The 12,892-nt window shown below is 55.6% G+C and carries 8 protein-coding genes and 2 rRNA genes; 3 read left to right on the forward strand and 7 right to left on the reverse strand.

The genetic code is table 11. The features are described from left to right. Positions 1-93: 93 nt before the first annotated feature. A complete protein-coding gene (gene metH / locus ABLV75_RS20915; protein ID WP_004109648.1) occupies positions 94-3,777 on the reverse strand; it encodes a methionine synthase in 3,684 nt (1,227 codons plus the stop codon). A gap of 196 nt (positions 3,778-3,973) precedes the next feature. Between metH and iclR the strand changes: the two genes are divergently transcribed. After that, positions 3,974-4,801, forward strand: coding sequence for a glyoxylate bypass operon transcriptional repressor IclR (iclR, locus tag ABLV75_RS20920; RefSeq protein WP_004117167.1), 828 nt, complete (start codon positions 3,974-3,976; stop codon positions 4,799-4,801). Between the two features lie 9 nt (positions 4,802-4,810). Then, on the forward strand, positions 4,811-5,215 hold the full coding sequence (locus tag ABLV75_RS20925; RefSeq protein ID WP_085955761.1) for an ASCH domain-containing protein: 405 nt from the start codon (positions 4,811-4,813) through the stop codon (positions 5,213-5,215). Positions 5,216-5,229: 14 nt separating this feature from the next. Here ABLV75_RS20925 and aceK read toward each other — a convergent pair whose 3' ends face one another. The 4 genes from aceK to metA form a co-directional block, all read right to left on the reverse strand. Continuing rightward, the gene (gene aceK, locus ABLV75_RS20930) at positions 5,230-6,972 is read right to left on the reverse strand and encodes a bifunctional isocitrate dehydrogenase kinase/phosphatase (protein ID WP_004109658.1); all 1,743 of its coding nucleotides are present in this window, start codon (positions 6,970-6,972) and stop codon (positions 5,230-5,232) included. Positions 6,973-7,020: 48 nt separating this feature from the next. After that, positions 7,021-8,325: an isocitrate lyase gene (gene aceA / locus ABLV75_RS20935; RefSeq protein WP_024274896.1), complete on the reverse strand. Its 1,305-nt coding sequence runs from the start codon at positions 8,323-8,325 to the stop codon at positions 7,021-7,023. 156 nt (positions 8,326-8,481) lie between these two features. Next, on the reverse strand, positions 8,482-10,083 hold the full coding sequence (gene aceB / locus ABLV75_RS20940; RefSeq protein ID WP_004109664.1) for a malate synthase A: 1,602 nt from the start codon (positions 10,081-10,083) through the stop codon (positions 8,482-8,484). A 259-nt stretch (positions 10,084-10,342) separates the two neighbouring features. Then, the gene (gene metA / locus ABLV75_RS20945) at positions 10,343-11,272 is read right to left on the reverse strand and encodes a homoserine O-succinyltransferase (protein WP_004109666.1); all 930 of its coding nucleotides are present in this window, start codon (positions 11,270-11,272) and stop codon (positions 10,343-10,345) included. A gap of 156 nt (positions 11,273-11,428) precedes the next feature. Between metA and ABLV75_RS20950 the strand changes: the two genes are divergently transcribed. Next, positions 11,429-11,866 (forward strand): acetyltransferase, encoded by a 438-nt coding sequence (locus ABLV75_RS20950; RefSeq protein ID WP_004117147.1) that lies wholly within the window; start codon positions 11,429-11,431, stop codon positions 11,864-11,866. Between the two features lie 97 nt (positions 11,867-11,963). On the opposite strand, the gene rrf is transcribed toward ABLV75_RS20950, so the two are convergent. Together rrf and ABLV75_RS20960 are read right to left on the reverse strand one after the other, a co-directional pair. Further along, positions 11,964-12,079, reverse strand: a 5S ribosomal RNA gene (gene rrf, locus ABLV75_RS20955). A 71-nt stretch (positions 12,080-12,150) separates the two neighbouring features. Next, positions 12,151-12,892: ribosomal RNA gene (locus tag ABLV75_RS20960) — 23S ribosomal RNA — on the reverse strand; the annotation flags it as partial.

The following is a 12,892-nucleotide window of genomic DNA, read 5'->3' on the forward strand; positions in this document are numbered from 1 at the left end:
AGCTCCCTTCAGTATAAGGGTTTATGCACAATAAAGAGACAGGGCGCTCGTTGAGCGCCCTGTTAGTTGTAAGGAAAGATAACGGCTGGTGGATCAATCGGCATCGTAACCGAGGTTCGGCGCCAGCCAGCGCTCCACTTCCGCCACGCTCATCCCCTTACGTAACGCATAGTCCTCCACCTGATCGCGCTGAATTTGCGCTACCGCGAAGTACTTACTGTCCGGATGGCTGAAGTACCAGCCGGAAACCGACGCGCCGGGCCACATGGCAAAGGATTCCGTCAGCTTCATGCCGGTACGTTTTTCCACCTCCAGCAGCTCCCAGATGGTCGCCTTTTCGGTGTGCTCCGGACAGGCGGGATAGCCCGGCGCCGGGCGTATTCCCTGGTAATTCTCGCGGATCAGCTCCTCGTTGCTGAGGTTTTCGTTCGCCGCATAGCCCCAGTAGACCTTACGCACCCGCTCATGCAGATACTCGGCGAAGGCTTCCGCCAGACGGTCGGCAATCGCCTTCACCATAATCTTGTTATAGTCATCGTGCTGTGCCTCCCAGGCGTCGGCCAGCGCGTCTTCTTCAAGGCCGCCGGTCACCGCAAAGGCGCCGATATAGTCCGCCTTCCCCGACAGCTTCGGCGCGACAAAATCCGCCAGGCAGTAGTTGGCAAAGCCGACTTTCTCGGTCTGCTGGCGCAGATGATGCCCCACCGTCAGCACATGAGTCCGGGTTTCATCGCGATAGATTTCAATATCGTCGCCGACGCGGTTAGCCGGGAACAGCCCCACGACGCCGCGTGGATTGAGGGCCTTCCCGGCACTGAGCTTATCCAGCAGTTCGTTGGCGTCTTTAAACAGGCGCTGTGCCTCTTCGCCCACGACTTCATCTTCCAGAATGCGCGGATACTTACCGGCCAGCGACCAGGTCATAAAGAACGGCGTCCAGTCGATATAATTACGCAGGGTTTCAATACTGGCTTCCACCTCATGCACGCCCAGACGATGAGCTACCGGCGGGGTGTAGCTTGCCCAGTCAAAGGCCAGGTCGTTATCGCGCGCGGCTTCCAGCGTGACGGGGGGAGTGCGCGGCTTTTTACGTCCGTGCTGAATACGCACCGTTTCGTACTCTTTGCGGGTACGGGCGACAAAATCATCGCGCTGGCTATCGGACAGCAGGGCGGCGACCACGCCGACGGTGCGCGAGGCGTTCTGCACGTAGACCGTCGGGCCGCTGTAGTTCTGCTCGATTTTCACTGCCGTATGCGCTTTCGAGGTGGTTGCGCCACCGATCAGCAGCGGAATAGTAAAGCCCTGACGCTCCATCTCCTTCGCCACGTTGACCATCTCATCCAGCGACGGCGTAATCAGCCCGGAGAGGCCAATCAGGTCGGCGTTAACCTCGCGGGCGGTTTTCAGGATTTTATCCGCAGGCACCATCACGCCCAGATCGACGATTTCATAGTTATTACACTGCAGCACGACGCCGACAATATTCTTGCCGATATCGTGAACGTCACCCTTCACGGTGGCGATGACCATCTTGCCGTTGCTGGAACCTTTCTCTTTGCTGGCCTCAATATAGGGTTCGAGGTAGGCCACCGCCTGCTTCATTACGCGGGCGGATTTCACCACCTGAGGCAGGAACATTTTCCCTTCACCGAACAGATCGCCGACCACGTTCATACCGTCCATCAGCGGCCCTTCGATAACCTCGATCGGGCGCACGGCCTGCTGTCGGGCTTCTTCGGTATCGAGCTCAATAAATTCGGTAATGCCTTTAACCAGCGAGTACTCGAGGCGTTTTTTGACGTCCCAGCTGCGCCATTCCGCCTGCTGGGCGTTGGCGGTATCGTCAGTTTTGCTGCCGCGATATTTCTCCGCCAGATCCAGCAGGCGTTCGGTGCCGTCATCGCGGCGGTTCAGAATCACATCTTCAACCGCGTCGCGCAGCTCGGCGGGAAGGTCGTCGTAAATTGCCAGCTGTCCAGCGTTGACGATACCCATATCCATGCCGTTACGGATGGCGTAGTAGAGGAATACCGCGTGAATCGCCTCGCGCACCGGGTCGTTACCGCGGAAGGAGAACGACACGTTAGAGACGCCGCCGGAGATCAGCGCGTGCGGCAGTTCGCGTTTGATATCTTCACAGGCGCCGATAAAGTCCTGGGCATAGTTGTTGTGCTCTTCAATTCCGGTCGCCACGGCGAAAATATTCGGGTCGAAGATGATGTCTTCCGGCGGGAAGCCCACCTCTTCGGTAAGAATGGTGTACGCCCGGCGGCAAATTTCAATTTTACGTTCACGGGTATCGGCCTGGCCCACTTCATCAAAGGCCATCACCACGACGGCAGCCCCGTAGCGGCGCACCTTTTTCGCATGCTGGATAAACGGCTCAACGCCCTCTTTCATCGAGATGGAGTTAACGATGCCTTTGCCCTGAATACACTTCAGGCCCTTTTCGATAACCTCCCATTTGGAGGAGTCGATCATAATCGGCACGCGGGCGATATCCGGCTCACCGGCGATCAGGTTGAGGAAACGCGTCATCGCCGCTTCGGCGTCGAGCATCCCCTCATCCATATTGATATCGATAATCTGTGCGCCGCTTTCCACCTGCTGGCGCGCCACATCCAGCGCTTCGTTATATTTTTCTTCTTTAATCAGGCGTTTGAATTTCGCCGAGCCGGTGACGTTGGTGCGTTCGCCGACGTTCACAAACAGGCTGTCATCGCCGATATTCAGCGGCTCAAGGCCGGAAAGACGGCAGGCGACGGGGATCTCCGGCAGCTGGCGCGGCGGCAGGCCGGCCACCGCGCGGCTCATGGCGGCAATATGTTCCGGCGTGGTGCCGCAGCAGCCGCCGACAATATTCAGGAAGCCGGCCTCCGCCCATTCGCGAATTTGCGTCGCCATCGTGTCGGCGTCCAGATCGTATTCACCAAAGGCGTTCGGCAGACCGGCGTTCGGGTGGGCGGTGACGTAGCATTCGGCGATACGCGACAGCTCCTGCACGTACTGGCGCAGTTCGTCCGGCCCCAGAGCGCAGTTGAGGCCGAAAGTGAGCGCATCGGCGTGGCGCAGCGAGTTATAAAAGGCTTCGGTGGTCTGGCCGGACAGCGTGCGACCGGAGGCGTCGGTGATGGTGCCGGAGATCATAATCGGCAGATCGACCCCCAGCGCTTCAAACTCCTCTTTGACCGCAAAGATCGCCGCTTTGGCGTTGAGGGTATCGAACACCGTCTCAATCAGAATCAGATCCGCCCCGCCTTCCACCAGCGCTTTGGTGGATTCACGATAGGCTTCCACCAGCCCGTCAAAGGTGATGTTGCGAAAGGCCGGGTCATTGACGTCAGGAGAAATGGACGCAGTGCGGTTAGTCGGGCCGAGAACGCCTGCCACGTAGCGTGGTTTTTCCGGCGTGCGCGCGGTCCAGGCATCAGCGCTGGCGCGGGCCAGTTTCGCCGCCGTAAAGTTGATTTCCGCCGACAGGGATTCCATCTGGTAATCCGCCATCGCGATGGTCGTCGAGTTAAAGGTGTTGGTTTCAATGATATCCGCCCCGGCCGCAAAATAGGCATCGTGGATGGCGGTGATCACTTCCGGCTTGCTGAGAACCAGCAGGTCGTTGTTGCCCTTCAGGTCGCACGGCCAGTCGGCAAAACGCTCGCCGCGGAAGTCCTGCTCACTCAGACGATAGCTCTGGATCATGGTGCCCATGCCCCCATCCAGAACCAGAATACGTTCTTTTAACTGCTGATGCAGTTGCTCAACTTTGCTGCTCACACTCGCTCCCGACAACGCTCAACCAGACCGAAAAAACTCAACGGACCATACTGGCACAAACCGAAGGGGTGGAAAAGAGAACAGCGGGCAAGATGAGACATGTTCAGCTTCACTCATCCGATCAGTCGGGTAGTGATTGCATTATCGCCAAATAAAACGAAAATCATTTCCACGATACAGAAAAAAGGAGTCCGCGATGGCGACCCCCGCTCCCGCAAAACGCGGCAGAAAACCTGCCGCCTCCGCCGCCGCTCCGGCTGGCGGGCAAGTTCAGTCCCTGACCCGCGGCCTGAAGCTGCTCGAATGGATTGCTGAATCTCACGGCAGCGTGGCGCTGACCGAACTGGCCCAGCAGGCCGGCTTGCCTAATTCCACCACCCACCGCCTGTTAACCACGATGCAGCAGTTGGGTTTTGTTCGTCAGGTCGGTGAACTGGGTCACTGGTCGGTGGGCGCCCATGCTTTCGTCGTCGGCAGCAGCTTCCTGCAAAGTCGTAACCTGTTGGCGATCGTCCATCCGATTTTGCGTCAACTGATGGAAGACTCCGGCGAAACGGTTAACCTCGCGGTGCTGGACCCGAGCGATCATCAGGCGATCATTATCGATCAGGTGCAGTGTACCCAACTGATGCGTATGTCGGCGCCGATTGGCGGTAAGCTGCCGATGCACGCTTCCGGCGCCGGTAAGGCGTTTTTGTCGCAGTTGAGTGAAGATCAGGTCACCGGCCTGCTGCACCGTCAAGGTCTGCACGCTTACACCCACGCTACGCTGGTATCGCCGGTGCATCTGAAAGAGGACCTGGCCCAGACGCGTAAGCGCGGCTATTCGTTTGATGACGAAGAACACGCGCTAGGACTGCGCTGCGTAGCGTCATGCATTTATGATGAACATCGTGAGCCGTTCGCCGCTATCTCTATTTCCGGGCCCATTTCCCGCATTACCGATGACCGCGTGACCGAGTTCGGCGCCATGGTGATCAAAGCGGCGAAAGAAGTGACACTGGCGTATGGCGGAGTGCGCTAAATGAGCGATCTGAAATCCTACTGGCAGGATAAATACCCTTCTGCTTTTTGCTGGTCTTTCGGCGATTCAGCGGAGCTGGCCGACGAGCTGGCGGCCCTGGTCATCGCGGGGAAGAAGCGCGGCACCTGCGGTTCGCTTGCCAGCTATCAGCAGGAGCAGCCGCCCGTGACGCCGGGGGCATATCACATTGTGCTGGACGGCCAGGGCAAAGCCGTCTGCGTGATACGCACCCTGATGCTCAGGCTGATCCGGTTTAATGAAATGAGCCCTGAGCTCGCCGCGCTGGAGGGCGAAGGTGATTTGAGCCTCGCTTACTGGCAATCGGCGCATCAGGCATTCTTTGAACGCGAAGGCACCTGGGCGTCGGATATGGAGCTGGTGTACGAAGAATTTGCGGTTATAGAGGCCGCCTGAACCTGGCCGCCTGATTACCCTGCCTGTTGCAGGTTGCCATAGCGCACGCAAAAGCGCTGACGGCGACGATAGGCGTAGACGTCTTCCACGTGGCCGTTGCGAATACGGTTTTGCAGCTCCCGCCAGTAGTCGGCGCGCAGCAGGTCGGCGTGCATCTCTTCAAATAGCGGCCCGATACGCGGGTCGGCGCACAGCCAGTGGCGAAACTCCTCCGGAAAAACATCGCCCGGCGAGACGCTGTACCAGGGCTCGCTGGCAAGCTCATCTTCCGGATAGCGCGCTGGCGGGATCTCGCGGAAATTCACCTCCGTCATATAGCAAATTTCATCGTAATCGTAGAACACCACCCGGCCGTGACGCGTAACGCCAAAATTCTTAAATAGCATATCGCCCGGGAAAATGTTGGCGGCAGCCAGCTGACGAATGGCGTTCCCGTACTCCTCGACTGCATCACGCAGCGCCTGCCCGTCAACCTGCTCCAGCCAGATATTCAGCGGCACCATCCGCCGCTCGATATACAGATGGCTGATCGCAATCCGATCGCCGAGGTCGGTAATTTTCCCACCTGCTTCGGTTTGTAACAGGGCCATCAGCTCGGGCGCAATTTGCCGTTTCTCCAGCACGAAGTTCTCAAACTCCTGGGTGTCGGCCATCCGTCCCACGCGGTCATGCTCTTTGACCAGCTGGTAACAGGCGCGCACGTGAGCGGCAGTCATCTCTTTCTGCGGCGCGAAGCGGTCCTTGATGACCTTAAATACCCGGTCAAAGCCCGGCAAGGTAAACACCAGCATGACCATCCCGCGGATCCCCGGCGCTTCAACAAATTGTTCATTGCTGCGGGAAAGATAGTGCAGGTATTCCCGATAGCTTTCCGTTTTCGCATGCTTCTGGCAGCCAATCGCCATGTACAGTTCGGCGGTGGTTTTACCCGGCAGAATCTCGCGCAGCCACTCGACCAGCGCGCCGGGCAGCGGCGCGTAAACCATAAAATAGGAGCGGGCGAAGCCAAAAACGATACTGGCTTCGGCATGCGTCGTCAGGCAAGCATCGACAAACAGTTCGCCTTCATCGGTACGATGGATTGGCAGAAGAAAAGGCAGCGTGGCCATCGGCGTAACCAATTTGCCTACCAGCCAGGCTGCCTTATTGCGGTAAAAAAGTTCATTCGCCACCTGTAGATACGACCGGGAGAGCAGCTCGCCGCCAAGCGCTTCCTGCAGGCAAACGGTGATATACCCGATATCGCGCGCTCTGTTTTGCCACGGCAGGCGGAGAGGAAGATCGGATAACACTTTGCGTAATAACGTGTCCCAGCCGCGCTCGGGAAAGAAATCTTTCGCCAGCGGCCGCGGTATAGAGCGCAGGCGCCGCTCGGGCTGCGAGCTGAAAATAAAAAGCCGCTCGGGAGTCAGCGAGCGGTGGTCAAACAACCGACAATAGACGGAATTGAAAAAGCTCTCCGCAATTTCAAAGCGAGGGTAATCCGGCAGCAGGCGGGTATAGTGTTCTTTTACCCGCAGCAAAAAGTCGCTATCGGTATTTTTGCCATCGGTAATGCAGCGCAGCTGCTCGACGACCAGGCCGACATGGTGATCGTAGAGATGGATGCGCTGCTTCATCGCCTGCTGGACGGCATGCCAGTCGGCCTGTTCAAAGCGCTGCTGGGCGCCGGAAGTGACTTCAAGAAAACGACCGTACTGGGCGTCGAAACCCTGCAAAATAGTTTGCGCAATCAATAATTCCAGGCCACGTGTCATACCTTCCCCTCTCTCCCTCTCCCCCGGAGAGAGGGAGAGGGGAAATGATCAGAACTGATCTTCTTCTGTAGAGCCGGTTAACGCCGTTACTGATGAGGTTCCGCCCTGGATAATGGTGGTGACCTTATCGAAGTAGCCAGTCCCGACCTCCTGCTGATGGGAGACAAAGGTATAGCCATCTTTCGCCGCCGCGAATTCCGGCTGCTGAACCTTCTCAACGTAGTGCTTCATCCCCTCGCCCTGGGCGTAAGCGTGAGCCAGATCGAACATGTTGAACCACATGCTGTGAATACCGGCCAGGGTGATGAACTGATATTTGTAGCCCATATCCGCCAGTTGCTGCTGGAAGCTGGCAATGGTTTTATCATCCAGCTTTTTCTGCCAGTTAAACGACGGCGAGCAGTTATAGGCCAGCAGTTTGCCCGGATATTTCGCATGGATCGCATCGGCAAAGCGCTTCGCCAGCTCAAGGTCCGGGGTGGAGGTTTCACACCACACCAGGTCGGCATAGGGCGCGTAGGCCAGCCCGCGGCTGATCGCCTGTTCGATACCGGCATGGGTGCGGAAGAAACCTTCGCTGGTACGGTCGCCGGTAATGAACTGACGATCGTAAGGATCGCAGTCTGAGGTAATTAAATCCGCCGCATCGGCGTCAGTGCGGGCAATCACCAGCGTTGGTACGCCCATTACGTCTGCCGCCAGACGCGCGGCAACCAGTTTCTGAATCGCTTCTTGCGTGGGAACCAGCACTTTGCCGCCCATATGGCCGCATTTCTTCACCGATGCCAGCTGATCTTCGAAGTGTACGGCCGCTGCACCGGCCTCAATCATCGATTTCATCAGCTCAAACGCATTAAGCACGCCGCCAAATCCCGCTTCCGCATCGGCGACGATCGGCAGAAAATAATCGGTATAACGCGGATCGTTCGGTTCAATACCCGCAGACCACTGGATCTGATCCGCGCGGCGGAAGGTGTTATTGATCCGATCGACCACGGCCGGTACTGAGTTAGCCGGATAGAGCGATTGATCCGGATACATGCTGGAGGCCAGGTTGGCGTCCGCCGCGACCTGCCAGCCAGAAAGGTAAATCGCTTCAATGCCCGCTTTCGCCTGCTGTAACGCCTGGCCCCCGGTCAGCGCGCCCAGGCTGTTGACGTAGCCTTTTTTCGCTTCGCCGTGCAGCAGTCGCCACATCTTTGCCGCGCCCAGCTGCGCCAGCGTACATTCCGGGTTAACGGAGCCGCGTAGCTTCACCACGTCTTCGGCGCTGTATGGGCGAGTAATGCCTTCCCAGCGCGGGTTGGTCCACTCTTTGTTTAATTCTTCGATTTGTTGGGTACGGGTTTTCATGTGCAGATGCTCCATATTATTTTCCTGGCTTCCCAGGCATTATTGGTGATGACAGTTTGGTCACGGCCAGCGCGCAAAAACCGGAGCGTACTTATAGTACGTGAGGATTTTGAGTACTGCCCGGGGCCAAAATGGCAAACAAAGTAGCCTGGGCCGTCAGGCCAGCAGGCGGTAACCCGGCAAAGTCAGGAAGTCAATGAGCTCATCGGAAGTGGTGATCTGTTCCATCAGGCGCGCGGCCTCGTCAAAGCGCCCGCTGCTGTAGCGGTGCTCGCCCAGTTCGTCCTGAATCACCCGCATCTCTTCGGCCAGCCACTGGCGGAACAGCGCTTTAGTTACCGGTTGACCGCTGCTGAGCGTTTTTTCGTGATGGATCCACTGCCAGATTGAGGTACGTGAGATCTCGGCCGTTGCCGCATCCTCCATGAGGCCATAAATCGGTACGCAGCCGTTGCCGGAAATCCACGCCTCGATGTACTGCACCGCCACGCGAATGTTGGCGCGCATGCCCTCTTCGGTTCGTTCGCCCTCGCAGGGGGCCAGCAGCTGTTCAGCGGTAATTGGCGCATCGTCTTCACGGGTGACAAATAGCTGATTTTTGTTCTCACCGAGCACGCCATTAAAGACGGCCATCGCGGTGTCAGCCAAACCGGGATGCGCAATCCATGTGCCATCATGACCGTTATTCGCCTCCAGCGATTTGTCCGCTTTTACCTTGTTCAGCACCTGATTGTTCCGCTCAGCATCTTTGCTCGGAATAAAGGCCGCCATGCCGCCCATCGCAAATGCGCCGCGCTTATGGCAGGTCTTAATTAACAATCGTGAGTAGGCACTGAGGAATGGCTTGTCCATCGTCACCACCTGACGATCCGGCAGAACGCGGTCCGGGTGATTCTTCAGCGTTTTGATATAGCTGAAGATATAGTCCCAGCGCCCGCAGTTCAGACCCACAATATGGTCGCGCAGGGCATGCAGGATTTCGTCCATCTGGAATACGGCGGGCAGCGTTTCAATCAGCAGCGTGGCTTTGATAGTGCCGCGCGGCAGCTCAAAACGGTCTTCCGTAAAGCTAAAGACTTCACTCCACCACGCGGCTTCCTGCCAGGCCTGGGTTTTCGGCAGATAGAAATAGGGCCCGCTGCCTTTTTCCAGTAACGCTTTGTAGTTATGGAAGAAATAAAGAGCAAAGTCGAACAGGCTGCCGGGAATGGCTTCCCTGCGCCATGTCACGTGTTTTTCCGGCAGATGCAGGCCGCGCACGCGACAGATCAGCAGCGCCGGGTTCGGTTTAAGCTGATAGATTTTGCCAGCTTCATTGGTATAGCTGATGGTGCCGTTAACCGCATCGCGCAGGTTAATTTGCCCCTCAATGACTTTGCTCCATTCAGGCGCCAGTGAGTCTTCGAAATCCGCCATAAAGACTTTTACGTTCGCATTCAGCGCATTGATCACCATCTTACGCTCTACCGGACCGGTGATTTCCACCCGGCGATCCAGCAAATCCACAGGGATGCCGCGAATTTTCCAATCACCATTACGAATGGAAGCTGTTTCCGAAATAAAATCAGGTAGCTTACCGTCATCAATTTCCTGCTGCTGCTGGAGACGCGCCGCCAGGAGTTTATTGCGCTCAGGCGTAAAGCGGCTCACCAGTTCAGTCAAAAATTCGACTGCCTCAGGCGTTAAGATTTGCCTCTCCTGGTCGCCATATGGCTGGCTAAAAGCCAGTTCGTCAGTAATTGTCGCCTGCTGCGTCATGTGCTGCTCCTCTTGGTTGATCCAGTTGGCGCGAACGTAAGATCGTTGTGTAGTTTTCGTTCAGCACAATTAAGACTACGCATTTATTTTTCAAAATCAAAAACAATTTCCATTTTTAATTTAATTATTATTTAACCTATTGATAACAATATAAATAAAGTTTAATCACAATATGAGCCGCATTTCGGAAATAAAAAAGGCACCCGAAGGTGCCAGAGGCAAAATGCTGAAACGCTTTAGGATCGCGTTGTGTAGAAGATTAATCCAGAGTCGGATTCATATGGCGTAGATCGTATGGCGTGATCTGGTAGACGTAATAATTCAGCCAGTTGATAAACAGTAGATTGCCATGGCTTCGCCAGGTGGCGCGCGGTTTGTTCTGCGGATCGTTTTGCGGGAAATAATTGTGTGGAACCTGGGGATCGAGGCCCGCTTCCACATCGCGGAAGAACTCGCTGGCCAGGGTGTTTGCATCATATTCTGGATGACCGGTCACGAAGGCGATACGCTTGTCTTTGCTGGCGAACAGGTAGGCATCGCCCTCTTCCGTTTCCGCCAGAATCTCCAGGTCGGTGTAGTCGCGTATCAGCGCCGCCGGGAAATCGGCATAGCGCGAGTGCGGCGCGAGAAAGCTATCGTCAAAGCCGCGGGTTAATAAGGCATGTGGTTGCAGGATATGGTGTTCGTAGACGCCGGAAATCTTCTCAGAGCGCGTCTGTTTAGGGATACCATAGAGGATATTGAGGGCCGCCTGTACAGCCCAACAGACAAATAGCGTTGAGGTAACATGATCTTTAGCCCATTCCAGCACCTGTTTGATCTGCGGCCAGTAGGCAACGTCATTAAACTCAACCAAACCTAAGGGCGCGCCGGTAACAATCAGGCCATCAAAATTCTGATCGCAAATATCTTCAAAGTTGCAGTAGAAGTTGTTCAGGTGTTCCGCTGGGGTATTACGCGATTCGCGGGCATCGATGCGCAGCAGCTGGATATCAAGCTGCAGAGGAGAGTTGGAAAGCAGTCGCAAAAACTGATTCTCAGTCTCGATTTTCTTCGGCATCAGATTAAGGATGAGCACCTTCAGCGGGCGGATTTCCTGAGTCGTCGCGCGAGTTGTCGTCATCACAAAGACGTTTTCATTACGCAAGAAATTGACGGCCGGTAGCTCGTCCTGCACCCGAATTGGCATAGCTTTATTACCTCATAACATACGTATAAACGTTTAGACATCCAGACAGCTGAAGATACCCAGGAATAATGTGAATGTCGAGCCTGCAAATGCAGGGTGAGAAAATTTCACGGAGATATTTACGTTAGAATATAAGAACAAATAAAAGGAGCACGTATGGTTATTAGTATCCGCCGTTCACGGCATGATGAAGGGAAAAAACTGATTGCGATCTGGTGTCGATCGGTCGATGCAACGCACGGTTTTTTATCAAAAGCATATAGAGCGGAGCTGGAAGAGCTGGTGAGCTCATTCCTACCCGAAGCGCCGCTGTGGGTAGCAGTAACGGAGGAAGATGAGCCGGTCGCCTTTATGCTTCTAACGGGGGAACATATGGATGCGTTATTTGTTGATCCTGCCGTTCGCGGCTGTGGCGTGGGTAAGCTTTTGATTAAACACGCCTTGTCGTTAGCGCCCAGACTGACGACTAACGTTAACGAGCAGAATGAACAAGCGGTCGGATTTTATAAGAAAATGGGCTTTAAGGTGACAGGCCGTTCTGAAACGGACGATCTTGGAAAACCGTATCCGTTATTGAATTTGGTACATGAGTAATGAAAAGGCCGGATAAGGGTAGACCGATGTCCGGCAGTTTCAGACGACAAAAACGCAAAAAGCCCATCCGTCAGGATGGGCTCTTCACTTGTTTGATGCCTGGCAGTTCCCTACTCTCACATGGGGAGACCCCACACTACCATCGGCGCTACGGCGTTTCACTTCTGAGTTCGGCATGGGGTCAGGTGGGACCACCGCGCTAGTGCCGCCAGGCAAATTCTGTTTAATCTGTATCAAGCTGTATTGAAAATCTTCTCAAATCGCCAAAACATCTTCGGCGTTGTAAGGTTAAGCCTCACGGTTCATTAGTACCGGTTAGCTCAACGCATCGCTGCGCTTACACACCCGGCCTATCAACGTCGTCGTCTTCAACGTTCCTTCAGGACTCTCAAGGAGTCAGGGAGAACTCATCTCGGGGCAAGTTTCGTGCTTAGATGCTTTCAGCACTTATCTCTTCCGCATTTAGCTACCGGGCAATGCCATTGGCATGACAACCCGAACACCAGTGATGCGTCCACTCCGGTCCTCTCGTACTAGGAGCAGCCCCCCTCAATTCTCCAGCGCCCACGGCAGATAGGGACCGAACTGTCTCACGACGTTCTAAACCCAGCTCGCGTACCACTTTAAATGGCGAACAGCCATACCCTTGGGACCTACTTCAGCCCCAGGATGTGATGAGCCGACATCGAGGTGCCAAACACCGCCGTCGATATGAACTCTTGGGCGGTATCAGCCTGTTATCCCCGGAGTACCTTTTATCCGTTGAGCGATGGCCCTTCCATTCAGAACCACCGGATCACTATGACCTGCTTTCGCACCTGCTCGCGCCGTCACGCTCGCAGTCAAGCCAGCTTATGCCATTGCACTAACCTCCTGATGTCCGACCAGGATTAGCTGACCTTCGTGCTCCTCCGTTACTCTTTAGGAGGAGACCGCCCCAGTCAAACTACCCACCAGACACTGTCCGCAACCCGGATTACGGGCCCACGTTAGAACACCAGCCATTAAAGGGTGGTATTTCAAGGA

The organism is Klebsiella sp. CN_Kp066 (genome assembly GCF_040065135.1).
Classification (GTDB): Bacteria; Pseudomonadota; Gammaproteobacteria; order Enterobacterales; family Enterobacteriaceae; genus Klebsiella; species Klebsiella oxytoca.